Raw genomic sequence first — 25,038 nt, forward strand, 5'->3', positions numbered from 1 at the left:
TCGGTCTGGGACGACAAGGTGCGGGTCGCCACCTCCTCACAACGCCGGCAGGCCGCTTCTCCGAGGTTTTCGAGAGCCGTGAACCCGGATCGCACCGGTTCTAAGGGCATGGCCCCAACCCGGGCCCAGCCGCCGGACCTCGGGCCCGGGGAGCTCGCGACGGTTCATACGCCGCCTCGGGCGGCCGTCGTCGCCTCGCTCGCAGGCACTCTGAGCCGAGCCGTCGCCCTCGGGGATGTGGAGGCAGCCCGGGTCGTCCATGCGGCGATCGGTCAGCTGCTCGGGCCGCCGCCTGCTGATAGCTGCCGAGGACCGAACCGAGCAGCACGCGACGGCCGGAGCCTCCCCTCGCCTTTTCGATAGAAATTGATCAGCACGATAGGGACCGCCGTCCGTCGCGACGCGGGGTCCGGTCAGGTCACCGCATCAGTACACCTCGTGCTCGGCAGCGACGGGCGCGACAGCATCGAGGCGTCTCGCCAGCTCGCGCAGGTGGGGGGTGGGCACCTGTGGGAACCAGTGATGCTCTCGATGATAGAACATGCTGTAGGCGAGCACTGGCTTCCATCTCCCGCGCTGCGTGCGCGCGACGTGCCCGGCGCCGTCGCAGCCGCGATGCACGGTCCATACCGCGAAGAAGCCGGTCGCGCACTCGCCGGCCAGCATCGCCATGACGTGAACCCGCAGGACCCAGGGCCCGAACGCCGCGGAGGCCAGCAGGGCGGCGATCAGGAGGATCTCCGCCGCGATCCACCATCGCTGCCGGCGGCGCGCGAGCATGGCGCCACGCACGTGGAGGGTCAGGATGAACATCGGCCCGGAGACGAGCGCTCGCCACCACGAGAGGCGAGCCGGCCGCGCTTCGACATCGGTCTCGTCGAGGCAAGCCCGGTGATGCTGCCAGTGGGTCGCCTGGATCGCGTGCATGCTGGCCGCCATCAGGACGCTCAGCACGAGGAGCACCGTGTCCTGGGCCCAGCGCGGCAGGCCCAGGCTGTAGTGCTGCGCGCCATGGACGACCCGCAGCCCCGTGAGAAAGAAGAAGAACCAGCAGACACCGGCGGCGATGAACCATCCCGCACGACAAGCGACGAGCGAGCCAATCAGCCAGGGCAGCGGCAGGAGGAGCTCGCTCGCGATCTGGCGCGGCGTGAGATGACAGAGGTCGCGCCACGCGACGGAGCGCACGACGCCTTGTGCCTGTGCAGCGGGTATCCCCATAGATCCACCTCAGGGCCCCTCTCGGAGCCAGCAAGCAAGCGTGTCGACGACCGAGCGTCTGCAGCACGTCAGGCGTCGTGCCCTCCACGGGAACGCCCGACTCCGATGTCACGAAGCTCCTCGCCATCGTGATGTCCCGCCGCCGGCGCCGGACGAGGGGGGGCAGCCGCCCACCGAGCGACCGCCTTCACTCTTTCTCTGTTTCTCTGTACCGAGTAGCAACACCGGTGCCTCTCCCGGAGACCGGGTATCCAGGCGCGAGCCCTGGGCTTCAGCCCTGCCAGCGTCCAGCCGGTGGGCGGTCGCTGTCCACGCCTTGGACACGGCGATCCAGGGTGGGTCCTCTCGCGTGGAGGGATCTCGTGCACGAGGTGGTGCTGGCAGCGGCGCGCCTCGGCGGGCGACGGCGCTCGCGGAACTGGTGGCCGCGCAGGTGCCGCTCGCGGAGCAGGCAGCGCTGGCTGGCCTCGGCGGCCTTGGAGGCGCGGAGAGACAGGGGGATGAAGCTGTGTACTAGCCGGTGGGAGGCGTCCCGGCGAGCGGCGCGCGCTCAGGCGCCGCGGCCACGGGGGGTGGCGGCGCCATGGCGGGGATGGATGTCGATGTCAGGCGCGGCGGCGGCGCCGGCGAGCTCGGCTCAACGGCGCACGCCGATGATGGGCGGCGTCACGGCGCGGGCGTCACGGGCACGCCTGGGCGGCCGTATTCCGGCGGAGCCCGCAGGCATAGGTGCCGCCGCCGCAGCTGAATACGCCGCAGTACTCGTGCACCTCCCTGCGCCCGTTGGGGTAGGTTTTTACCTCGCAGTCCGCAGGGCTGTAGTCGCACACCTCCTGGCAGCGGATCGGGCCGGTCGTCCCGTCGTTCGCGTCCGTGCACGGCCGCTCATCGAGCTGGGTAGTCGACGTGAACCCCACGTCCGCTTGATCGTCGAAGTGCCCCGTGCAGAAGTGCGCGTCGGTGACGGTGCCCTCGAGATAGCCCCGGATGTCCGGCGAGAAGAACGGCACCGGGTTCGGCGCCTTGTTGTCGGCGACGCGGCGGACCTCGAAGTGCAGGTGATCGTTGTTCGGCCAGTCCGACGACTCGCCGATCTCCTGCCCCGGGACGACGAGATCGCCCTCCGCGACGAGGGTCGACGCGGCGTGCCCGTAGATGACGTAGACCGAGCCATAGCGGATCGTCAGATCGATCTGGGCGGGCGCGCCCCGGGCGGTGGGGTACCTGCCCACGCAGGCGTCTGGCCCGGCGCACATGACCTTTCCATAGCCGACCGAGTACAAGGGGCTGCGCGCCGGGACGGAGAAGTCGAGCCCGCTGTGGTTGCCGGACGTGTGCGTGTAATAGACGGTCTGGAGCACGACCGAGGTGCACGTATGGCCGAAGTACTGCCCCATGGGCGGCGCGTCCCCGTTCGGCATCGTGGTGGGGTGATTGCAGAACGTGGGCACCTTCGTGTCGCTGAGCTCGTCGCCGGGCCCCACCTCGCCGCAGCCGGTGGTCGGGTCCCCCCCGCCGCCAGCGCCCGAGACCGACGCGTTCGTGATGGTCGCGCCCTCATCGAACAGGCTGGTGTCCAGCTCGAGCGGGTAGGTGGGCGTTGCGCTGCTCGTGTGGAACACGGCCCCGTTCTTCAGGTAGCGGACCTGGCCGCTCTGCACGTCGACGCGGAAGACGTCGCCCGCCTGGTAGGTCCCGAAGTAGCCCTGTCCGTAGCCGTTCTCCACGACCTCCAGTCCCCCGTCGCCGCGCAGGTAGATCGCGTAATCGATGTCTCCGTACCCCTGATCGGCGTCGCCGTGGCCAAGGCCCGCCATCTTGTACCGGTTCGTCTCGCTCGTGGAGAACTCCACGTAGCCGTCGTCCGACGCGATCTGCTGGACCGACGAGGCCCCGGCATACCAGCCCCAGCCGGCGGCGCGCGTCAGCGAGCCCCCGCTCGCCGGCGCCTGGCGGACGTTCTTCCAGAACCCCGGCGGCATGCAGCTCGTGTCCCCGGCCGCGCAGCTCACGACCTGGGCACCGGTAACGGTCGCGCCCCCGTCGTTCAGGCTGGTATCGAGCCTGAGCGGATAGGTGGGCGCCGTCAGGCTCGTATGGAACGCCAGCCCGTTCTTGCGGTACCGCACCTGGCCATTGAACACCTCGACACGGAAGACGTCGCCGGCCTGGTAGGTCCCGAAGTACCCCTGTCCAACGCCCTGCTCGTAGATCTCCAGGCCTCCATCGGCGCGCAGGTAGATCGCGTAATCGATGTCCCCGAAGCCCTGATCGACATCGCCGTGGCTCAGGCCCGCCATCTTCTGGAGGCTCGCCTCGTTCGTGGAGAACTCCACGTAGCCGTCGCCCGCCTCGATCTGCTCGGCCGACGAGGCCCCGGCGTGCCAGCCCCAGCCGGCGCTTCGTGTCAGCACGCCTCCGTTGGCGGTGGCATAGCGGACGTTCTGCCATAGCCCGGGGGGCATGCAGCTCGTGTCTCCGGCCGCGCAGCTCAAGACCTGGGCGCCGGCGACGGTCGCGCCCTCGTGGTTCAGGCTGGTGTCGAGCCCGAGCGGGTAGGTGGGCGCCGTGGTGCTCGTGTGGAACACCATCCCGTTCTTGCGGTAGCGCACCTGGCCATTGAACACCTCGACGCGGAAGACGTCCCCGACCTCGTAGGGCCCGAAGTATCCCTGTCCAACGCCCTGCTCGTAGACCTCCAGGCCCCCGTCGTCGCGCAGGTAGATCGCGTAATCGATGTCTCCGAAGCCCTGGTCCGTGTCGCCGTGGCCGAGGCCCGCCATCTTCTGGAGGTCCGCCTCGTTCGTGGAGAACTCGACGTAGCCGTCGCCCGCCTCGATCTGCTCGGCCGACGAGGCCCCGGCGTGCCAGCCCCAGCCGGCGTCGCGGGTCAGCAGGCTTCCGTTCGCCGTGGCGTAGCGGACGTTCTTCCACTCCTGCGGCGGCATGCAGGCCTCGTCCCCGGCCGCGCAGCTCATGATCTGGGCCCCGGTGACGGTCGCGCCCTCGTGGTTCAGGCTGGTGTCGAGCCCGAGCGGGTAGGTGGGCGCCGTGTTGCTCGTGTGGAACACCATCCCGTTCTGCCGGTAACGCACATGACCGTTGAACACCTCGACGCGGAATACGTCGCCCGGCTGGTACATCCCGAAGTACCCCTGTAGAGCCCCCTGCTCGACGATCTCCAGGCCTCCATCGGCGCGCAGGTAGATCGCGTAATCGATGTCCCCGAAGCCCTGATCGGCGTCGCCGTGATTGAGGCCGGCCATCTTCTCGAGGTTTGCCTCGTTCGTGGAGAACTCCACGAACCCGTCGCCCGCCTCGATCTGCTCGGCCGATGAGGCGCCGGCGTGCCAGCCCCAGCCGGCGCTTCGCGTCAGCGCGCCTCCGTTGGCGGTGACGTAGCGGACGTTCCTCCACAGCCCCGGCGGCATGCAGCTCGTGTCCCCGGCCGCGCAGCTCGCGACCTGGGCGCTGGTGATGGTCGCGCCCTCGTGGTTCAGGCTGGTGTCGAGCCCGAGCGGGTAGGTGGGCGCCGTGGCGCTCGTGTAGAACACGAGCCCGTTCTTGCGGTAACGCACCTGGCCGCTGAACGCCTCCACGCGGAAGACGTCGCCGGCCTGGTACGTCCCGAAGTAGCCTTTCCCGACCCCCTGCTCGACGATCTCCAGGCCTCCATCGGCGCGCAGAAAGACCGCATAGTCGATGTCCCCGAAGCCCTGATCGGCGTCGCCGTTGCCAAGGCCCGCCATCTTCTCGAGGCTCGCCTCGTTCGTGGAGAACTCCACGAACCCATCGCCGGCCTCGATCTGCTGGACCGACGAGGCCCAGGCGTGCCAGCCCCAGCCGGGGCTGCGCGTCAGCAAGGTCCCGTTCGCCGGGGCGTAGCGGACGTTCTTCCAGAACCCCGGCGGCATGCAGCTCTCGTCGCCGGCCGCGCAGCTCGTGACCTGGGCGCTGGTGACGGTCGCGCCCTCGTCGTGCAGGCTGGCGTCGAGCGCGAGCGGGTAGGTGGGCCCCGTGTGGCTCGTATAGAATACGACTCCGTTCTTGCGATAACGCACCTGGCCATCGAACACCTCGACGCGGAAGACGTCGCCGGCCTGGTAGGTCCCGAAGTAGCCCTTCCCGTACCCCTGCTCGAGGATCTCCACGCCCCCGTCGGCGCGAAGGAGCACCCCGTAATCGATGTCCCAGAACGACGGGCTCTCGTCGCCGTGGCTCAACCCGGCGATCTTGGTCCGGTTCGCCTCGTTCGTGGAGAACTCGACGAACCCGTCGCCCGCCTCGATCTGCTGGACCGACGAGGCGCCGGCGCTCCAGCCCCAGCCCGGACCGCGGGTGAGGGCGCCGCCCGACACCTGGACCTCGACGGCGTTGCTCCAGAAGGCGGTGGCGCCCTCTGTAGCCCGCGCGTCTCCCGCGCTCGCGATGGTGCTCCCGAGCGCGAGCGCCGCGAGGAGCGCGCCTTTGCAAAGCCTCCTCATGATGCGCCCGTCCTCCCGCGGCCCGCGACGAGCGCGGCGGCGGGGCGTGGCGCAGGGTACCGGACGGATCTGTCGAATGCGTGATGAAGCACGGTGTTGATCTCCTCTGGACATGGATCGTTGATGAGAAGCCGGGCAGACGAAGCCCTTCGGCCAGCGCTCCGTCGCGGGTCGCGCGTCGCGTGTCGCGCGGCCGTCGCGCGTGCGTCTCCGTTCGCCAGCGCGCGACGGCGGCTGGCACCGGCGCGCAGGAGCGCGCTGCGACGCGGATCAGGTGTGGCTCTCCGGCCACCCCCGTTCCTACGCCGCGGCCGCCCGTCTTCTGACAGACACCGATCCTCTTTTCCCGCGCGCGCCGCCGGCCATGCCCGGCGAGGGGCGCCGCAGGGCATGGCCGGCGGCGGGGGGGGGCTGGGGAGGCGCGCATGCCCCGGCCGGGCGGCGACCGGGAGGTGCCTGCGCGGCGCGGCACCGCCGTGCTAATCCCGCGCGGCGCGGCACCGCCGTGCTATGTCGAGCGGCATGGCAGCGCCGCGCATCGCCGTCGTGGGGCACGTCGAGCACGTGACGCTCGGTCGCACCGAGGGCATCCCTCAGCCGGGCGACATCGTTCACCTGCTCGACGCGCGCTTCCTGCCCGGCGGGGGCGGCGGCCTCGCCTTCGCGCAGCTCTGCCAGAGCGACGCCGAGATCCACCTCTTCACCGCGCTCGGGCGCGACGCGGCGGCGCGCGCCGTCGAGGAGCGCATCCGTGTCGCGCCGGGGCGCGTGCACGTCCACGCGGCCGTGCGCGCCGTGGACCACCCGCGCGTGGTCGTCGTCGTGGACGCCGAGGGCCGTCGCACCATCATCGTCACGGGGGCCCCGCTCCAGCCCGCCGCGATCGATCCGCTCCCGTGGTCGATCCTCGCCGGCTGCGACGCCGTCTACTTCACCGGCGCCGACCCCGAGAGCCTGCGCCTCGCGCGCGCCGCGCGTCGCCTCGTGGTGACGGCCCGCAGGGGCGCGGCGCTCCGGGCGGCGGCGATCGCGCCCGACGTGGTCATCGGCAGCGCCTCCGATCCGCGCGAGAACGCCCCGCTCGACGCGTACGACCCCTGCCCCGGCGCGCTGGTGCTCACCGACGGGCCGCGCCCTGTCCGCGTCCTCCGCCCGGGGGGCGCCGCGCTGGTCGACGCGCCGCCCGCGCCCGCCCGCGTCCTCGGCGAGTACGGCGCCGGCGACAGCTTCGCCGGGGCGCTCACCTTCTATCTCGCCCACGGCCTCCCGGTCGAGGAAGCCTGTCGCCGCGCCGGACCGCACGGCGCCGCGGTGCTGCGGGGGATCGATCCGCTCGAGACGCAGATCCGCCTCATCGCACCGTGACTCGGATACACGTCTGCGGGGCGGTATGCCGGCGCTTGTTACCTAGATGCAGCACCAGGGGTAGAATTGTGATACCGCCCATGTCTTGTCGTCCTGACAGCGCAGCGCCGGACCGCAGTTGACGCTCCCAGACTCGGCCTCGCAAACATACCCGACAGCATCGCACGGTTCGCCTGGGCTGGCGCTCTCACACGGGACGCAGCGCGCGTCGGCCCCGGAGCATCCACCACACGCCGATTGCTCCGTCTTGAGCCAGGCTGCCGGCCGCGCTGCGCAGCTGTTCTGGGTATCGTCGGGATCGCCCATGTTGCGTTTGCATTCGAACACGAGGGCGCAATCGCCCGTCGTGTACGTGCAGATCTTCCCGATCTCCGGACACGCTGTCGACTCGACCAGCACCTCGCTCGGGCACCCAGGCGAGACCACCGTCTCCCCGCTCGGTGCGCCTCCTTCCCCGCGCGGCGCGCCTCCGGCGCCCCCGCTGGAGCGCTCTCCGCGTCGAGGTCCACGTGCGAGGAACAGCCGATGAACAGGGGCACAGCGAGGGCAACACCGACGAGAGAGAGGTGACGCATCAGCTCCTCCGGGCCTGCCCTCAGCAACTGGCGTTCCGCAGCGCTCCTTGCCTTGCTTCCTGCAGCTACGTCGAGCGCTGGAGTTCCCCTCTGGCCCAGGTTGGCACGCTTCGGCAGGCCCCCATGGTGCAAGGACCTCCGTCCAGCCAGCGTGCTCCAGGTCCAGCCAGCCCGGTCCGGCCTGACCAGGCTGCCGGGCGAACGGCACGGACTCCGCTTCATGGCCACGTCGCCCCCGCCGTCGCCGCCATCCTCGCCTCATGGCGGCGTCAGGAGAGCCACTCCGCGCGCGCTCGGGCGACCTCCGCCGGGGCGCATCCCTCCGCCGGGGCGCGCAGGCGCTCCCATGCCTGCTCGATGTAAGCGAGGCACTCCGTGATGGATCCCTGCTTGCCGGCCTCCCGCGACCCACGGGGGATCGCGCGCTCGACAGGGCAGACGGTGTACTGCTTCTCGTGATCGACGACGACGCGATAGGTGGCTACGTCCTGCCGCTCTTCCTGGTTCATCTTCCCCTCCACGGGTCGGCCCGACTGCGCTGCGGGGTCGCACCATAACCTCGGCCCCCGCGCCGTCGAGCCGGAATCTCCGAGCGCGGATCGCAGGATCAGGCCGTCTCCGCCCGAGACGGCCTCACGCCGGGATCGATGCCCGTGTCACGACATCGCGCCAGCGAGCCGATGCCCCATTGATCGACGCCGCACGCCGCGGGAACGGGCCAGGAGCCTCAGCCCGTGTCTTGTCGTGCTAGCGCCGTAGCAAGCCGAAGCGGGACGGGCGGACGCCGCGGGGTGAAACGGTCGCGTAGCGCCCACGCCGGCGAGGCGCCCGGCCGCGAACCACGATGCGAGGGATCTTGCGATCTCCTCCCACGCGCGGCCACCGGTGGTTCACATCGACGTTCAGTCACGCGCTGCTTGCTGGGCGAGGCGGTCGACGCCGGCGTGGCACACCTGCGGAGGTACGAAGGAAGCGACGGAGAGAACCGAGCCATCATTATGGCGGTAAGCGCCGATGGCTTCGTCTTCACGGAGCGACGTATCCGCCTACGAGGTCACCGGCGTTGACGAGGGCGGTAGGTGCGGCGTCGGCGCACGTCGACCGCGCCCTGTCTCCGCCGGCTGCAGGGCATGGCGGCGTGATACGGACGGTTCAGGTCCAGCTCAGAGCGGCAATCGAGCGTCGGCCTTCGTCGAACAGCCACTCGAGCGTCGCGGTGATCTCATCAAGAACAAGCTGGCCGCGGTCGAACGGGCTCGCCTTCCTCGGGTCCACGGCGAGCAACTGGCAGGTGCCCGCCTCCACGGCGGCGCGTAGCAGAGAGGGCCTCCTCGCCTGTCTTCGCGGTCAGCGCGTTCCAGTCAGGAGAGCACGTCGGTCGCAGTCTTCGCCCCGAGGACGTTATCGATCCAGCGGTCGAGGGTCGCGATGTCCGTGCATGCGTGAATGCGCGCGCTCTCGTTCACCGTCAGCGCGATCCCTGCGCGCGCAAGCAGCCGCAGCAGCGTGTCCCGCTTGCCCTTGAGCTCGCCCTCACGTAGGCCCTTGAGCTCGCTGCGATCCATGAGCTCTCGCACGAACGGAAACCTCGCCTCGTCTTCGATCTGCCGTTCCATGACCAACGCCTCCAGAGCCCGCCGCATGGGCTCACGCAACCCGCTCCAGATGACCTGAAAGTAGACCATGGCGTGCTCCTGGTCGAGCCGGCCCAGGGCAACGAGCGCAGCCTTGAGCACGGCGAACCCCGTTCGGCCCATTGCCGTGCGCCACCGCCGAGAGCACGGCCAGCTCGGCGTCCTTCTCCGCCTCGGCTGGGTCGGTGATCTCAGGGACAACGGCCGGACCGAGCACCAGCGGCTCGACGTGGCCGAGGCCCAGGCCGAGGTCGATGTTCTTCGCCGCCCAGGCGGCCACGCCGGCGTCCGGTGCGATCACGAGCACGACCGTGCCGCAGCGCTTCTTGGCGCGCACGACCGTTACGTACGTCGGCCACGAGAACTTCTTGTCCGGATCCATGTCGCGCTGGACCTCGATGACGATCGCCAGCGCGAGCGCGCCGCTCGCGTCTCGAAGCTCGAGCACCAGATCCGCGCGGAACTCGACCGGGATGAGCTGATCGAGCGACGACTCGACCACCCCGACCGAGGTATGCGGCGGCACCTCGAGGTGGAAGAGCGTCGCGAGCCAGTGGGGCGCGAGCTCGGGGTGCTCGCGGAACATCTCGACGAGGGCGTTGTGCTCGAGCGTCGGCATGACGCTCGGCCTCGAGCACACCCCATGCCGACGCGAAACGACGGGAGAACCCGAGGAGAGCTCCACCTCAGGGGTGGCGGCGCCATGGCGAAGAACGGCAGCTACCCCTGCTGTGAAGCGCCCATCCACGGCGCTGATGGATCCATCCAGAACAACGAATGGTCGGCCGGACGGGCGTCGTTACAACTCTACTCACCGAAGCGCGGCGCGCCGTGCGCCGCCGAAGAGGAGGATCCCATGACCGCTGCTTCCCCGACCGCCGTGACCCTCTCCCTCCTGGCCCGCATCGAGGCCAAGCCCGGCAAGGAGGCCGAGGTCGAGGCCCTCCTCCGCTCCGCCGTCGGCCTCGCCGCCGAGGAGCCGCGGACGGTTCACTGGTTCGCGCTGCGCATCGGGCCGTCGACGTTCGGCATCTTCGATACCTTCGCGGACGAGGTGGGGCGCAAGGAGCACCTCGCGGGCCGCATCGCGGCCGCGCTCATGGCAAAGGCGCCGGAGCTGCTCGCCACGCCGCCCGTCATCGAGCACGTGGACATCATCGCCGCGAAGGGGTGACCGGCCGCGCCCGGGCAGCGCGCGAGAGCAGCGCGTCCCAGAAGAGCTGCAAGCCCGGCGCCGGCGTGCGATCGCCCGAGCGCACAAGCGCGACGGTGCGCCGGAGGGCCGGGTCGACGAGCGGGCGCTGCGACGCGCCCGTCACGAGCACCGAGTGCTCGGGCATGAACGCAAAACCCAGCCCCGCGTGCACCAGGCTCTGGACCCAGTCCTCTCGATCGGTCCGGTACGCCGCGTACAGGTCCACGCGCCGCGCGGCGCACGCGCCCGTCACCTGCTCGCGCATCTCGCAGGCGAGCCGATCGAGGTAAGGCTCGCCGTCCAGATCCTCGAGCCGCAGGCCCTCGCGCGCGGCCAGGCGATGGCCGGGCGGGAGGACCACGACGTAGCGCTCCTCGTAGAGGGGCGCCACCACGCACCAGTCCGGAACGGCGTCACCGAGGTTCGAGACGATGACGTCGACCTCGGCCTCCTCCAGCCGCCGCAGGAGCTCGCCCTGCACGGCCACCGCGATCTCCAGCTCCACCCCCGGCGCCTCCGCGCGGAACGCCGCCAGCGAGCCGGCGAGCCGCGCGGGCCCGATGGTGCAGAGGATGCCCACCCGGAGCGGCACCTGCTTGAGGCGCCGGTGGTTGTCCGCGATCACCTGGACGGCCTGCATCTCGTCCCGCAGCCGCTGGAGCCGCGGCAGCACGCGCTGCCCCAGCGCCGTGAGCTTGGCGCCGCCGCGCTCGCGCAGGACGAGCGGCCCGCCCAGCTCCTCCTCGAGCTTCTTGATGGCGGCCGTGAGCGCGGGCTGCGAGACCGCGCACCGCTCGGCCGCGCGCGTGAAACTGCGGGTCTCGATCACCGCAAGGAAATACCGGACCTGATGCATCTCCATGGCCGCGCATCTTCGCCCGACGACGCCGCCCGCGCCAAGGAGGCCAAGGAGGCCAAGGAGGGAGGAGCGCTCGCTCGGCTCCGATCGGGGCTGCTGCGGGAGAAGATGCCCGGCGGCCCCTCTCCTCGGGATGGCGAGAGTCACCGCAGCGCGGTGGTGATGATGTAGCGCGTCTTGCCCAGCTCGGGATCATCGCAGCTTTTGTAATACTCCCCGGAGCGGTCGAGCTTGCCGCAGGACTCCTTGCAGCTCCCGACGATCTCGATCATCCCGCAGCCCTCGATCTCCCCGTCCGCATTGACGTGCCCGGCGGCGCAGTCGCGCTTCGCCGAGCGCGAGACATCGACGTTCGCGGTGTTGTAGCAGGCGCGCAGGTACGGCGTCTTCGTGAAGAGGTTCCCCCAGAAGGCCCCTTCGACATGAGGGTACTCGTCGAGCTCATCGTCCTCGACCTCGTGGCAGAGCGGGGTCTGTCGGGAGCGCATCGAGACAAGGACCGAGACGCCATAACGGTTCGTGTGGGCGGCGAGGCACGCGGAGACCATCTGCTTGCCCTCCTTATCGAGCGGGCGCCGGTCCCACCGGGGCGCGAGGCCGAGATGTCCGGGATAAACCTCCTTGTGGGTCGCGCCCGCGCGGTCGGTCCAGGAGAAACGGAACGACTGGGACTCCTTGAGGGCGCAGCTGACCGTATACTTCACAAGCGTCCGAAAGAGGTCGCCCCGCTCGCCAGGATCCGTGAGCGCAGAGGCCGCCTCCGGGGCCAGCGCGTTCGCGCTGAGCGCGTTGGCGCTCAACGCATTGGCGCTCAGCGCATTGGCCGTCAGCGCATTGGCGCTCAGCGCATTGCCGCTCGCGAGCGCGTCAGCGCTCGTGTCGAGCTCCTCTGTCTCTTCAGCATGCGCTTCGAGCTCCAGCTCGGGCGCCATGCAGCCAGTAGCCACGAAAAGGACACCTGCGCATCCAAGTACAGCCTTGATTTTCACGTGATGAGACCTCGGTAGCGAGCCAAGGGGAGCACCCACGCTCCCCGATCGCAGCACGCCCTCCGGTGCGTCGTTCAGCACAACGACAGCCGGGAACTCTCCACGTCTAGGCTAGAGTACGGTGATTCACCGCGGCTGTCAGCTCTTAAATTGACGCTCGATGCAGATTCGCCCGTAGCAAAACGGCGCGTAGTTACGCCAGATTACGCCCGGTTACGCCCGGTTACGCCCGGTTACGCCCGGTTACGCCAGATTCCGTTCAGCTACGCTCAGTTCCGACAGCTCGGGCCCATTCCGACCCACTGCGCCGCCAGCTCCAGTGTGCGGGCGTTGTCCGGGACGTGGGAGAGAAAGCGCCTGCGCCACTCGGGATCGCGGACGCTGGCGGCCCGGTCGAGCAGCTTGTCGCGCGCCGATGAAATGGCGACAGCGGCCCTGGCCGCGTCGCCGACCGCAGAGAACGCCTCCGCGTGGACCAGCCGGATCATCGACTCACCCTCCTCGATCCCGCCGAGCGACTCGAGCGCTGCCAGGGCCTCGCCGGCGGCCGCGAGCGCGTCGACGGCGCGCCCCAGCCCGATCAGCGCCCGGGCGCGGATCGCCGTGGCCGCTACGCGGAACGGCGACGCGCTGTCCAGCGCCTCGGCGAGGCGCGCCTCGCGCTCCGCGCCCGCGAAATCGCCGGCGAGCAGGGCGATCTTCGCGAGGTACGAGCGCGACACCACCTCGGCGCGCGGGTCGCCCAGCCGCTGGCTCGACGCGAGGGCCGCCTCCTCGACGGCGCGCGCCTCGGCGAGCTTGCCGCCGTAGGCGAGGACCTGCCCGAGGCTGGCCTGCGCCGCCGCCGCCACCTCGTGCAGACCCATCCGCTCCGTGGCCTCCAGCACGGAGCGGAGCGCCGCCTCGGCGCCGCCGAAATCGCCGAGCTCCCCGTAGGAATAGCCCAGGTTCGCGCGGGTGATGCACGCGTTGCGCCGGTCGCCGACCTGCTCGTACGCCACGAGCGCGGCCTCCAGGCCGGTGACGCAGGCGCCGGGATCGCCCCCGCTCATGGCGCGGAAAGCGCGCGCCTGGTGCAGCCCCGCGACCACCTCGGCCCCCGTGCCGGCGCCTGTCGACGCCCCGTCGCCCATGGCGCGCTCGACCTCCGCGATGAGCGCGTCGACGACCGCGAGCCGCCCGGTGAAGGCCAGCGTCGAGGCGCCCATGGAGAGACAGGTGCTCTTCGCGCTCTCCGCGCCCTGCGAGGCCGCCATGACGACCGCCTCGCCCATCCACCGCTCCACGCGGTCGAAGCCGCCCAGCTTGCTCGCGGCCGCGACGGCCTGCGTGACGGCCGCGAACCATGGCGCCGAGCCGGGCGCGAGGTGCCGCGCCGCGTCGGTCCCCCGCTGCTCGGCGAGCGCGAGATCGCCCCGCCACACATGCGCCTCGGCCTGGACCAGCCGGAGCGCCCCCACCACCGCGGGCTCCGGCGCACACTCGAGCCCGCGCTCGGCCCGCGCGATCGCGGCGCCGAGATCGTTGCCCTCCAGGGCGTGCTGCGCCGCGCGCAGGTACGCCGCCGCGGCCCGCGCGGGCACCGCGCCGCGCTCGAAGTGCTCCGCGAGCGCCATCGCGTCGGGCTCGCCCGCGCCCTCCAGCCAGGCGCCCGCCAGCGCGTGGCCCAGCCGCCGGTCGGCCTCGGTCAGCATCCCGTACGCCGCCTCACGCACCAGCGCGTGCCGGAAGCGGTACTCGACCTCGCCCCGCAGCCGGCCGGGGCCGCGCCGGTGGACCACCTCACGGCGCTCCAGCTCCGAGAGCCAGCGCGTCACCTCGGCGCCCCCGAGCAGCGCGCTCACCGCGCTCGGCCAGAACGCCTGGCCGAACACGCTCGCCGCCCGCAGCACGCGCCGCGCCTCCGCGTCGAGCGCCTCGATGCGCGCCTGCACCATCGCCAGCACCGTCTCCGGCAGGTCCGCGCCGTGGCCGGCCGCCACCGCGCGGACCTGCTCCTCCAGGTAGAACGGGTTGCCGTCGGCCCGGTCCACCAGCGTGGCCACGAGCTCCGCGCTCGCCTCGTCGCCCAGCGCGGCGCGCACCAGCCGCTCGCTCGCCCGGCGCGTGAGCGGCGGCAGCATCATCTGGTTGCCGAAGCGCCCCTGAGACAGCCCCGGAAAGGCCTCGTGCACCTCGGGTCGAGCCAGCCCGAGCACCAGGAACGGCAGATCCCGGAGGCTCCGGAGCGCCGCCTCGACCATCGTCAGGGTGGGCAGGTCGCCCCACTGCAGGTCCTCGAGGATCAGCAGCACCGGCTGCCTCGCGCACTCGGCCCGGATGAACTCCTCCCACGACAGCCGCAGCTGATCGCCCATCAGCTGCCGGTTGCGCCGCGCCGCGCCGACCCGGATGTCGTCGTCCGGGAACGGCGCGCCCAGGAGCTCGCCAAGGAAGGCGCTGACGCGCCCGACGTCGAGCTCGGGGTGGCGCTCGACCCGCGCCCTCACCTTGCGCCGCCGCTCCTCCAGCGGCTCGCCGTCGACGATGCCCATCGCGCTCCGCAGCGCGCGCGACAGCAGCCCGAACGCCGAGCCCGAGCTCATCGGATCGCCCTGGCCGACCCACACCTCCACGCGGGCGCCGTCCGCCAGGTCGGCGCCGCCTCCGTCGCGCGCGCCGTCGGCCGCCCGTGCGTTGCGCGACGACACCTTCTCGAGGAACTCCTGCCGCAGCCGCGATTTGCCCATGCCGGCCGCAGCGACCACCAGCAGCACGCCCGAGGTCGACTCGTCGATGCTCCGCTCGAGCTCGGCGCCGAGCACGCCGAGCTCCCGCTCTCGCCCGAAGCACGCCATCGGCTTGCCGAGCAACGCCGGCGCCGACGTCACCTTGAGGTCGTCCCGGGCCCCGTGGAGGAAGCGCGCGCCGCCCTCGCTGCTCGTCTCGAACCTGCCGCCCAGCAGCCCCGCCGTCACCTCGTCGATGCGGACCGCGGCGATCGCGCCCGGGTCGCCGCGCGACGGCAGGAGCTGGACCGCCCGGTCGATGAGCTCGCCCATCGGGATGCGCGACGTGAGCTCGGCCCGGCCGGTCACGAGCGAGACCTGCGCCCCGCCGAGCAGCCCGCGCAGCGAGAGCGCGCAGCGCGCGGCCTGCGCGGCGAGATCGGTGGCCGCCTCGGCGCTCGTCAGCACGAGCAGCGGCGATCTCGCGTCGATGAGCTCGATCTGGCCCTGGTAGCGCTCGGCGAGCGCGTAGAGCTCCTCGGCGCGGCCCGTCGCCCGCGCCTGCTCCTCCTCCTGCGAGCGCGTCACCTCCTCGGGCGCCGAGCGCTCGTGCGCGAGCACGAGGCACGTGACGCGCCGCTCGCTGCTCGTGAGCTCCAGGACCGGCGCCGGCGCGGCAGGGTGGGCGCCGTCCGCCGCGCCGGCGCGGCTGAGGTCGATCGCGCGGAGCTCCTCGGCGACGGCCGCGCCGTCGCGGGGCCGCCCGTCCGGCTGCTTCGCGAGCATCCTGGCGACGAGGGCGTCGAGCTCGTCCGGCAGGTCGAGGCGGACCTCGCGGAGGCGTGGGGGCTCGTCGAGGAGCACCTTGACCAGCACGGCGAGCGCCCCGGCGCCCTGGAAGGCGGCGCGCCCGGTGAGGCACTTGAAGAGCACGCAGCCGAGCGCGAACACGTCGGCGCGGGCGTCGACGCGCCGCTCGCCGCGCGCCTGCTCGGGCGCCATGTACTCCGGGGTCCCGAGGACGGTGCCCGGCAGGGTGAGCTGCTGGTCGATCCGGAAGCGCGCGATCCCGAAGTCGAGCACCATCGCGCGATCGAGCCGCCCCTCGACGAGCAGCAGGTTGCTCGGCTTGAGGTCGCGGTGCACGACGCCCTGCCCGTGGAGGGCGCCGAGCGTCTCCGCGATGCGCGCGACGACGTCGACGCTCTCGGCGGGGGTGAGCGCTCGCCGCGCGATGCGCTCGGCGAGCGTCTCCCCGGCGAGCCACTCCATCACCAGATACGGCTTGCCGCCCGCCGCGACGCCGTGCGCGATGTACCGGACGACGCCGGGAACGCGCAGCGCCGAGAGCGCCTCCACCTCGTAGGAGAAGCGGCTCAGCTCGCCCTTGTCGGCGCGGCGAATCACCTTGAGAGCCACCGTGTCGCCGCTTCGCCGGTCGCGCGCCCGGTAGACGTGCCCCATCCCGCCCGAGCCCGCGAGGCCCTCGATCTGGAACCGCTCGTCGACGATCTCTCCGACGCGCATCAACGGCCGTGAATCCAGCGATATCACGCGCGCCGCCCTCCTGGTCTGGATACAGGCCCGGGATGGTATGGCGACTCACCTCCACGGCGGCCGCGATCGAATCGAACGCGCGATGCGACGCGTCAGGGCTGGAGTCTCACGAAGAACCCCCCGGGGCGCCCTGGGAGGACCGAGCTCCGCGCGCCGGCAGCCCGCCGGTGCGAACGAGGGTATCTCGACGGACACGAGCGTGAGTGCAGGCCGTCCGGGTGGTGCACCGAGCGCAGGTAAGCCGTCGACGAGGAGGGCGTCCGTGACGGGCGAACGGCTCCGGCGCCGGAGAGGGCGCCGCCGGGTGCCGTGTTCGGCGGGCTCGGTTCAAGGCATCTGAAAGGCATCGAAGAGCGCATCATGCCATGTCGATGAACCTGCGTAATCGCGTCATGTCGAGCACCAGGGAGAGAGCCAAGCCCACCCGGTGAGGCGATGCTCGACGCGTCCTTCGCTCGCGGAATCGCCACCCCCGGCCGACGGCGCCCGGGGGGTGGGCGCGCTCCTTCGGCGCGGAGGCGGCGCGCGCCCAGAGGGGCGACCCCGAGGCGCGCGCCGGCGGGCCGGCGCCTCCGCTCCTCGCGTCGCGCCAGGGCGTCCGCGCGGCGCGAGCGAGGACGGAGACAGCGCTGGGCGGACATCATGAATGAAGTTTTTCTCTCCTGACGTTATCTTCGCCTCGGCGGTGTTTGTGATGAAGTTTTTGTCCCCCGACGCCGTCTCGGACTCCGCGGCGTTCGCGAGCCGGCTCGGCGACCAAGGTGGCTGTTGACTTCCACCCGCGGAACTGCAATGTCTCTCGCTGCGCTTGCCCTTACCCACAGGAGACGTCGGATGTCGATGAGCAAGAAGCTGATGAGTGCCGTGTTGATGACCGTCGGCATTGGCTTTGCTGGAGCCGCGTGGGCCGCCGGCGGGACCGCAGACCTCCCCGCTTCCGTCGCCGAGAAGAAGGATTTCGGCTGCGGTGCAAAAGGACAGAAGGCCTGTCCGATGCAGGGCTGGATGAAGTCGGTGATGCAGTCGGCGACGACGAGCGGCGACGGCGCGAAGATCGCGGAGGCGCTGAAGTACGTGGCGGCGAGGCCGCCGAAGGGCATGGACAAGTGGGCCGCGATCTCGAACGAGGGCATCGAGAAGGCCAAGAAGGGCGACATCGACGGTGCCAAGGCGAGCTGCAAGGCCTGTCACGATCTGTACAAGACGAAGTACAAGGAGACGCTCCGCGACGCCCCCTTCTGAGGCGTTTCTCTCCTCTCTCGCTCTCTTCCCTCCCTCCGCTTTCCCTTCCGCGCGCCGAGAGCGCGCCTCCTTCGGGCAGCCGTGGCCGGTCGCGCCGGGGCTCGCCCGCCGATCTGCGGCGACGGCCACGAAGCCGGCCCGCGGCGACGGCCATGAGCCGACCCGCGGGCCAGAGCCCCCCGTTCGGTGCGCGCCAGATCAGCAGCCGCCGCCGGCAGCCGCGCAGATCTCCTTGGGCGTGAGCGTCCGGCCGAAGATGCGGAGGCTGTCGAGCAGCCCGTTGAACTCGTCTTCCCCCGACGGCTCGTCCGAGCCGATGTGGACGGGCTGTTCGCCGGAGGCGATCACCGGGCCAGAGGGGCTCCTGTCGACCTCGACGCCGTTCACGTAGAGGCTCTGCGTCTGGCCATCGGAGAGACAGGCGACGTGCGTCCACTGCCCGGGAACGATGGGGTAAGCCACGTTCCGCTCGACGCCCATGGTGCAGCGGATCTGTCCGCCCGGCATCAGGAAGAGCGAAGGCTTCCCGCCGCTGTCGATCACGGTGTATCGCCGCTTCTCCGGCAGCGAGGCGGGGTTGATCCAGACATCGATGGTCATCGCGGACGCGGTCCACGCGGCGTCGTGGTGGAAGTAGAGTTTGCTCCCCATCGTCAACGAGAGCGCCTGGCCGGCCCGGCCAGGCACGTACTCCAGGCTGCGCACCTTCTCTGGCGTGAAGTGATGCTGCGAGGCGTCGTCGGGGTTCCCCTCGAACGCGAAGCACGCGATCAGCGATGGCTCTGCCGCCCCGCACAGCGGCCTGGGAGCGCCACCGGGCTCTTCGCCCTGAGCGCCGCCGGGTTCTTCTGCCGGATCCCCGCCGGGTTCTTCGACCTGAGGGCCGCCGGGTTCTTCTGCCGGATCCCCGCCAGGTTCTTCCGCCGGACCGCCGCCAGGCTCTTCGGCGGGAGCGCCGCCCGGCTGTTCGACGGGAGCGCCGTCGGGCTGTCCTGCGGTGGCTCCGCCGGGTTCTTCCGCCGGAGCGCCGCCAGGTCCTCCGGGTTGAGCTTCGAATTCACCTGACCCGCCTGTGCCTCTCGTTTCGAGGGCGCAGCCCGGCAACGACAAGAGAAGCACGGCGACGCCGGCCAGGCGATGTGCAGATAGATGGGATTTGCAAAGCATGCTGCGGTTCCTGCGGGGCGCTCAGCGTAGCTCAGAACGCCGCTCGGTGTCACCGCGTCTCGCACGAAGGTCCGATTTGCGCCGGCGCGAGATACGTCGATGCAGTGAGAAGAAAAATGCATCGATGCAGTGAGAAGAAAAATGCACCACAGAGGCGCCGAAGAAGAGGCGCGGAGTGAGCGGCACAGAGGGAAATATCACCGACGGCGGCCAGAACCAGTGTGGCTGTCAGGGCGTGAGCATCCCGTGCAGGGCCGAGGGCGCGGGGCTCGCGCCGCCGAAGCCGCTGCCGGAAGCGCTGTGGCGCCGGGTCGCCAGCGCAACACCGCACGACGCAGCTCGACGTGGCAACGGCGCTTTCCCGCGTCGACCCGTCGTGTCGCGGTGACAGCGACAGGCGAGGTGCCCAGGCCGGCGCCGCAGCCGGCCTCGCCTCAGCCCGGCTCCCGCCTGGCGCGGCGCGGATCGCCCGCTGCGGTCCTCCGCGCCTCCGGCTGGCAGGCCGGACAGTAGATCGCGTCGTGCCCGTGGACGCTCGCGCGACGGAGCTTGTCGCCGCAGCGCGGGCACGGCTGGCCCGGACGCCCGCGGACCTTGAGGAAGTCGCGCAGCCTCTCGTCCAGCGCAGGCGCGCGCCGAGCGATCGTCCGGGTCGCGTCGCCGAGGACATGAGCGATCGCCGTGTGCAGGCGGTCGGTCTCCTCCTCGGAGAGGCTCTGGACGGTCGCCTTCGGGTGGATCCTTGCCTCGAAGAGCACCTCGTCGGCGTACGAGTCTCCCATGGAGTCGAGCGCCGTCCCGTCCATCAAGAAGTCCTTGGCGAGGTCGCGCCGCCCGCGCGCGGCGGCGCGGAACGCCTCCTGCGTGAACACACGAGGATCGAGGACGTCGAGGCCGACGCGCTGGAGCCCGGGGATCTTGTCGAAATCGCCCCGCGCGAGCACGTGGACCTTGCTCATCTGCACGTCGTCTCGGACCCTGAGCTCGCGGCCGTCCCCGAGGGTCAGCGAGAACGCGAGATCGGTCGGGATCCGCGTCTCTCCTGGGCGCGTGATCGAGAACCGCCCGGCCAGCATCGGGGAGATCACGAGATCGAGCGCGCGCGCCCCTTCGAGCTCGAAGACCACGGCGTGCGCCCGCCGCGCCACGCGCCGGATCTCCGCGCCCGGCAAGAGCGCGTCGAGGCGCTCCGCGAGCAGGACGTGCAGCACCACCGCGTTCTCGGCCCGCGCCGCGGACACGGTCGCGCCGGCGAGCTCGCGCGCGAGGATCGGGACGACGTACTCCAGGTCCGGGCGCTCGGGCACGGCTCCAGGATACAGATCTCGCCGCGAAGATCGCGCGACTTCGGGCGAGGCGCGAAAAAGAGGCGCGGCGGCGAGGCAATCAGGCGCTGATCCGCGGAGACTCCTCGCCGAGCGCGGCCTCACCGCCGTCGCCCCGCCTCGGCCGCTGCGCGCCCTGGATCACGAGATCCTCGCGCCGGGCGAGCGCGTACACGACGCGGATGCGCGCGGTCTTGAAGGCCCTCTCCGGCGCCGGGTTCAGGTGCACGACCCTGCGCTCGCCCGGCTGCGTGACATGGCTCGCGCCCCGGGGCTCGCCCTGCTGCGCGACGAGGCTCACGCCCCCGAGCTGGTCCTCCTTCGGCTCCTCGACCTCCAGCGCGATAGGGATCGCGCCCCGGGGCGCGAGCGCCGTCCGGATCTCGTCGAAGCGGAGCTCCTCGCCCGCCTGCCCCGCTCCGTCGGGCGGCGGCGCCTCGATGCGGACGAGGTCCTGCCCGCCCTCGCCGAGGAGCTCATCGTAAAGAGCCGTTACTCCCGGCACGAAGGCGCTGTGGACCATGAAGTAGTTCTTGATGCGCTCGGTGCTGACGAGGCTGACCCGCACGGCGAAGCCGCACTTGTCGGGGGCAAGGAGGCTCCGGACGTGCTCGCCCTTCGCCACCGAGGAGAACTCCGCGAGCACATGCAGCCCCCTGCCGTGCGCGAGCTCCCGGCTCGCCAGCGCCCGCGCGAACCGGATGACCCGCATCGCCGTGCGCGCGTCGCGATCGAGCCCCTCGGGCTCGCTCAGGAACACCGCCGCGGAGAGCGGCGCGCCGCGCGCCGCGCAGCGCACCGCGAGCGAGGCGAGGTCGTGCCCGTGCTGCGTGTACACCGTCGCGCTGCCCCCGCGCGGGAGCGAGAGCATCGCCCCGTCCGAGCCCGGCGGCGCGCCGCCGGGGCCGGGCGTCACGCCGAGCGAGGCGAGCCGGTCGGCGAGCGGCATCCGCTCGTCCCCGCGCTCCCCGAGGACCAGCGTCACCTCGATGCCCGGCACGAACCGCGCGAGCGCGTGCAGCAGCGAGGGCAGCGCGGCGCTGTACCCGACGATGAGCACCCGCTCGATCTCGTTGAGGTGCAGCGAGAGCTTCGCCGCCCACGCCTGCGCCGCCGTCGCGCCGCCCGACGCCGCGGCGCGCTCGATCCCCCTCCCCCTGTAGAGCTCTCGCCCGTAGTCCAGGAGCGGCGCATACGTCGCCGATACGCCGATGAGCCCCCGGAGCCGCTGCGCCGGCACCCGGCCCGCCCGCGCGCCGAGCGCCCACGCCGGCGATCCCTCGGGCGGATCGAGCAGCGGATTCAGCCACGGCACGAGCCCCTCGACCGACACGAGCCTGCCCTCCTCGCGCTTCGGCACCGCCGCCTCGTTCCCGAGGAACACGCCCGCGAGGAGCACCTGCTTCTCGTAGGCAGCGCGCGCCATGTCCGAGAACGAGAGCTCGTGCTTCGGCGCCTCGCCGAGCTTGCCGACGGCGCAGGCCGCCTCGTCGCCCAGGAAGATGTGCGTGTAGAACTCCGACCCGTCCGCGGTCATGAGGTCGGTGTAGAGGGACTCCACGCCCGGCGTGAGCAGGTGCTGGCAGAGGAAGAAGCCGAGGAACCGCTGCATGTCGAGCGGATGGGTCCCGGGCCCGCCCACCGCCTGGATGAGGTCGCGGTTCTTGCTCTCCTGCACCTCGACGAACACGTGGCCGTGCGGGTTCTGCGCCCGGAACGAGGAGAGCGCCATGGCCGTCAGCGCGTCGGCGTCGGGCCCCGCGTCGGGCCGCGCGAGGATCAGCGCCCGCTTCGCCTCGGCGGCGCCCACGAGCTCGAGCGCCTCCGGCTGCGCGCTGTCCCCCTGGCGGTAGCTCACCCAGCGCATCCCCGGCGCGTAGAGGTAGGCAGGCGGGTCGTCCTCGGTGCCGAGGAGCGCCATCCGCGGGAGCGCATGGCGGGTCGGCGGGGGCCCGCGGCGGATGAGCCACTGCCAGAGCTCCGAGAGCCGGATGCTCCGGAGCGCGCGGTGGCGCTCGTACAGCCGGACGAACTCCTGCACCAGCATCTCCGCCTCGTGCACCGGGCCGATCACGAGCGCGTGGCCCGCGTAGCGGACCGGCCGCCGCCGCGCCGCGCGCACGACCTGATCGACCACGTTGGCGCCGATGCCGATGATGAACGACGTGATGAAGACGCCCACCATGGTGAGGCCGAGCGAGACGACGGCCACGACGGGGTGCACCCGGAGGTTCTCGACGAGGTTGTCGGCGCTCTCGATCTGCCGGAAAGACCACCAGATCCGGTCGACGAAGGTGGTGTCCGGGGTCGGGCCGCTGCCATCGTAGTCGTGCGTGATCGCGAGGTGGCTGAGCAGCACGGAGGCGCCGAACGCGAGCCCCCAGACGGCCAGCGTGACGAGCCCGAACTGCTCGAGCAGCTCGCGCCGCGTCATGATCGCGTAGAGGTCGATCGCGATCTCGCGCGTGAAGCGCAGGAGCAGGAAGAGCCGCGAGAGCCGCAGCATGGGGAGGGCGTGGGCGGCGTGCGCGTCGAGGATCCGCTCGAGCGGCAGGAAGCTGATCCAGGCGATGATGTCGAAGGCGAAGAGGAGCACGTCGAGGCGCGACCGCCCGTCCCCGCGCTGGCGGAGGAGGACGGCCCGGAAGAGGAGCTCGACGCCGAAGATCGCCAGGAAATACGGGCGGAGCTGCTCGTCGAGGCCCTGGATGGGCAGGACCGAGACGAGGATCAGGAGCGAGATCGCGGCCTTGACGGGGCGGGTCTCCAGCCCGCCGGCGAGGCGGTGGAGCAGGGGCAGGCGGGGCGCCATGGGCGGCAAGGATAGGCGACCTCGCGCGCGGCTGCTGTAAGCTCCCCGGGTGCCAGCCCCCCGCTCGTTCGACGAGAAGCGCGCGAGGATCGCGGCCCTCGCGGAGGCGCCGCCCGCGCAGGCGGCGGCCGAGCTGCGCCGCCTCGTCGCGGACCGGAACGGGTACCTGGTCGGCGAGGCCGCGGCAATGGCGGGGCGCCTCGCGCTGCGGGAGCTCGTGCCGGATCTGGTGGGGGCGTTCCCGCGGCTGCTCGAGGAGCCGCTCAAGAGCGACAAGGGCTGCTCCGGCAAGAACCGCATCGTCGAGGCGCTGCTCGCGTTCGACGCGCACGAGCCGGACACCTACCTGGCGGGGCTGCGCCACGTGCAGCTCGAGCCGGCGTTCGGGCAGCCGATCGACACGGCCGCTGGGCTGCGCGGGCTGTGCGCCCACGCGCTTGTCCACGTCGGCCACCGCGAGGCGCTGCTCGAGGTCGCGCCGCTGCTCGCCGATCGCGAGCCGGTCACGCGCGCGGAGGCCGCTGCGGCGCTCGGCAACTCCGGCCTCGACGCGGCGGCGGCGGCGCTCCACGTGAAGGCGCTCTCCGGCGATCCGGAGCCGGACGTGCTCGGCGCCTGCTACAGGGGGCTCCTGCGGCTGCTCCCGGGGCGGTACCTCGGCTTCGTGGCCAAGGTGCTGCAGCAAGGCGACGACGGCGCTGCGGAGGCGGCGGCGCTCGCGCTGGGTGAATCGCGCCTGCCCGAGGCGCTGCCGATCTTGCAGGCCGAGCTCGCCGGGGCGGCGCGCGCGGGCCGGCTGCGCGACAGCGTGCTGCTCGGGATGGCGCTGCTGCGCACGGACGCGGCGAACGACGCGCTCGTGGCGCTCGTCGAGGAGGGGGCGGAGGTGCACGCGATCGCGGCGCTGAGCGCGCTCGCGCTGCACCGGCACGACGCGCCGCTCGTGGAGCGGGTGCGGAAGGCCGTGATGGGGCGGAGATCGAAGAAGCTCGCGGCGGTGTTCGCGGAGAAGATCGACGGCGGGTGACCGGAGGGCGGCGCGGCGAAGCGAGGCCGAGGGCGCGCGACGTCCGCCCGAGCCGAGGTCGGGTCCGGGCTCAGAAGGCGAGAGGGCGGGCGCCGCGATGGCCGGGCGACGGACGGCCGCGCCTCACGTCGCCGGCGGGGTCCACTGACGTACTCTCGGACGAGCGAAGGTGTAAAGGGCGTCGATCGTGCGACGTGGAGGAGCTCGACGGTAAGTCGCGCGGTGGATCGACCACGCGTGGAAGATGCATGCGTCTCCGGCGCGCAAGGCGACGCGCGCGGCGTTCGGCATGTCCAGCGCGGTCCGATCGGCGCCCCTGCGGATCCGGAGCTCGTCCGGCGTGTCCCAGCGGGCGTGGGACCCGGGGACGATCTCGAGCCGATCGTCGTCTTCCAGCGCCACCCTGAAGTGGACCGATGTCGTCGTCGCGACGATCGCGCGCTCGATCTCTGGATCGGATTGGCCGAACTGGCTGTCTCGGTGCCAGTCCCCGTCCCAGTCGCGCCTTGTCTGCTCGTGGTAGTAATGCGCGTCCTTCAGGCGCGGGGTGTCTTCCTCTCCCGGACGCGAGAGGCCGGCGAGCAGCTCGCAGACGCGCCGGGAGCCGACGAACGTGGAGATGAGCTCCAGCGCGCAGGGATCGTCCTGAAAGCAGGTCGCGCCGTCCGTGAGGAGCGATATCCTGGGGGTCGAGTGACCGGTCTCCCGGGAAAGCGCTCGTGCGCGGAGGAGCGCGGCGTCGCACGCGCGGCGGAGCTCGGCGCGCTCGGCGATGTCGAGGAAAGCGCGCGCGATGAAGAGGCCTTGCGCGCGAAAGGCATTGATTCGATCTCTCGTTGACGTGCTCATCATGACCTCGCGACACTCGGGATCGCGGA

General features: G+C 71.6%; 18 protein-coding genes. 4 read left to right on the forward strand and 14 right to left on the reverse strand.

Going from position 1 to position 25,038, the window contains the following annotated elements; all coding sequences use genetic code 11:
- Positions 1 to 426: 426 nt before the first annotated feature.
- Positions 427 to 1,188: a fatty acid desaturase gene (locus WMF14_RS38440; RefSeq protein WP_272104041.1), complete on the reverse strand. Its 762-nt coding sequence runs from the start codon at positions 1,186 to 1,188 to the stop codon at positions 427 to 429.
- A 713-nt stretch (positions 1,189 to 1,901) separates the two neighbouring features.
- The gene (locus WMF14_RS38445) at positions 1,902 to 5,705 is read right to left on the reverse strand and encodes a M23 family metallopeptidase (RefSeq protein WP_437794571.1); all 3,804 of its coding nucleotides are present in this window, start codon (positions 5,703 to 5,705) and stop codon (positions 1,902 to 1,904) included.
- Between the two features lie 522 nt (positions 5,706 to 6,227).
- Between WMF14_RS38445 and WMF14_RS38450 the strand changes: the two genes are divergently transcribed.
- Complete coding sequence (locus WMF14_RS38450) at positions 6,228 to 7,070, forward strand: PfkB family carbohydrate kinase (RefSeq protein WP_437794573.1); 843 nt, start codon at positions 6,228 to 6,230, stop codon at positions 7,068 to 7,070.
- 844 nt (positions 7,071 to 7,914) lie between these two features.
- Here the strand turns inward: WMF14_RS38450 and WMF14_RS38455 are convergent.
- The 4 genes from WMF14_RS38455 to WMF14_RS38470 form a co-directional block, all read right to left on the reverse strand.
- The gene (locus tag WMF14_RS38455) at positions 7,915 to 8,154 is read right to left on the reverse strand and encodes an MbtH family protein (protein WP_437794575.1); all 240 of its coding nucleotides are present in this window, start codon (positions 8,152 to 8,154) and stop codon (positions 7,915 to 7,917) included.
- Positions 8,155 to 8,797: 643 nt separating this feature from the next.
- The gene (locus tag WMF14_RS38460; protein ID WP_437794577.1) at positions 8,798 to 8,950 is read right to left on the reverse strand and encodes a hypothetical protein; all 153 of its coding nucleotides are present in this window, start codon (positions 8,948 to 8,950) and stop codon (positions 8,798 to 8,800) included.
- 56 nt (positions 8,951 to 9,006) lie between these two features.
- Positions 9,007 to 9,261: a hypothetical protein gene (locus WMF14_RS38465; RefSeq protein ID WP_437794580.1), complete on the reverse strand. Its 255-nt coding sequence runs from the start codon at positions 9,259 to 9,261 to the stop codon at positions 9,007 to 9,009.
- 31 nt (positions 9,262 to 9,292) lie between these two features.
- Complete coding sequence (locus WMF14_RS38470; RefSeq protein ID WP_437794581.1) at positions 9,293 to 9,898, reverse strand: hypothetical protein; 606 nt, start codon at positions 9,896 to 9,898, stop codon at positions 9,293 to 9,295.
- 237 nt (positions 9,899 to 10,135) lie between these two features.
- Here WMF14_RS38470 and WMF14_RS38475 point away from each other — a divergent pair, with 237 nt between their 5' ends.
- Positions 10,136 to 10,453 carry a putative quinol monooxygenase gene (locus WMF14_RS38475; RefSeq protein WP_272103977.1) on the forward strand — a complete coding sequence of 106 codons (318 nt, stop codon included), beginning with the start codon at positions 10,136 to 10,138 and terminating at the stop codon, positions 10,451 to 10,453.
- On the opposite strand, the gene WMF14_RS38480 is transcribed toward WMF14_RS38475, so the two are convergent.
- The 3 genes from WMF14_RS38480 to WMF14_RS38490 form a co-directional block, all read right to left on the reverse strand.
- Positions 10,434 to 11,336 (reverse strand): LysR family transcriptional regulator, encoded by a 903-nt coding sequence (locus WMF14_RS38480; protein ID WP_437794584.1) that lies wholly within the window; start codon positions 11,334 to 11,336, stop codon positions 10,434 to 10,436. The two genes, WMF14_RS38475 and WMF14_RS38480, sit on opposite strands and share 20 nt — an antisense overlap.
- A 140-nt stretch (positions 11,337 to 11,476) precedes the next feature.
- Positions 11,477 to 12,280, reverse strand: a complete 804-nt coding sequence (locus tag WMF14_RS38485) for a hypothetical protein (protein WP_272103974.1) — start codon at positions 12,278 to 12,280, stop codon at positions 11,477 to 11,479.
- 311 nt (positions 12,281 to 12,591) lie between these two features.
- Complete coding sequence (locus WMF14_RS38490; protein ID WP_437794587.1) at positions 12,592 to 16,557, reverse strand: protein kinase domain-containing protein; 3,966 nt, start codon at positions 16,555 to 16,557, stop codon at positions 12,592 to 12,594.
- A gap of 870 nt (positions 16,558 to 17,427) precedes the next feature.
- Here WMF14_RS38490 and WMF14_RS38495 point away from each other — a divergent pair.
- The gene (locus WMF14_RS38495) at positions 17,428 to 17,829 is read left to right on the forward strand and encodes a hypothetical protein (protein ID WP_437794590.1); all 402 of its coding nucleotides are present in this window, start codon (positions 17,428 to 17,430) and stop codon (positions 17,827 to 17,829) included.
- A 198-nt stretch (positions 17,830 to 18,027) separates the two neighbouring features.
- On the opposite strand, the gene WMF14_RS38500 is transcribed toward WMF14_RS38495, so the two are convergent.
- The 4 genes from WMF14_RS38500 to WMF14_RS38515 all read right to left on the reverse strand — a co-directional run bounded on the left by WMF14_RS38500 (position 18,028) and on the right by WMF14_RS38515 (position 23,133).
- On the reverse strand, positions 18,028 to 18,534 hold the full coding sequence (locus WMF14_RS38500; RefSeq protein ID WP_437794592.1) for a LamG domain-containing protein: 507 nt from the start codon (positions 18,532 to 18,534) through the stop codon (positions 18,028 to 18,030).
- 65 nt (positions 18,535 to 18,599) lie between these two features.
- On the reverse strand, positions 18,600 to 18,890 hold the full coding sequence (locus WMF14_RS38505) for a hypothetical protein (RefSeq protein ID WP_437794593.1): 291 nt from the start codon (positions 18,888 to 18,890) through the stop codon (positions 18,600 to 18,602).
- Between the two features lie 540 nt (positions 18,891 to 19,430).
- Positions 19,431 to 20,303, reverse strand: a complete 873-nt coding sequence (locus tag WMF14_RS38510; RefSeq protein WP_272103966.1) for a DNA-formamidopyrimidine glycosylase family protein — start codon at positions 20,301 to 20,303, stop codon at positions 19,431 to 19,433.
- A 79-nt stretch (positions 20,304 to 20,382) separates the two neighbouring features.
- Positions 20,383 to 23,133, reverse strand: coding sequence for a hypothetical protein (locus WMF14_RS38515; RefSeq protein WP_437794596.1), 2,751 nt, complete (start codon positions 23,131 to 23,133; stop codon positions 20,383 to 20,385).
- Between the two features lie 49 nt (positions 23,134 to 23,182).
- On the opposite strand from WMF14_RS38515, the gene WMF14_RS38520 reads away from it, so the two are divergent.
- Entirely contained in the window at positions 23,183 to 24,160 is a 978-nt protein-coding gene (locus WMF14_RS38520) for a hypothetical protein (RefSeq protein ID WP_437794598.1), read from the forward strand.
- A gap of 123 nt (positions 24,161 to 24,283) precedes the next feature.
- Here WMF14_RS38520 and WMF14_RS38525 read toward each other — a convergent pair whose 3' ends face one another.
- Complete coding sequence (locus WMF14_RS38525) at positions 24,284 to 25,012, reverse strand: phytanoyl-CoA dioxygenase family protein (RefSeq protein ID WP_437794601.1); 729 nt, start codon at positions 25,010 to 25,012, stop codon at positions 24,284 to 24,286.
- Positions 25,013 to 25,038: the final 26 nt, after the last annotated feature.

Origin of the sequence: Sorangium sp. So ce693 (assembly GCF_051521375.1) — a bacterium.
Lineage (GTDB): Bacteria > Myxococcota_A > Polyangia > Polyangiales > Polyangiaceae > Sorangium > Sorangium atrum.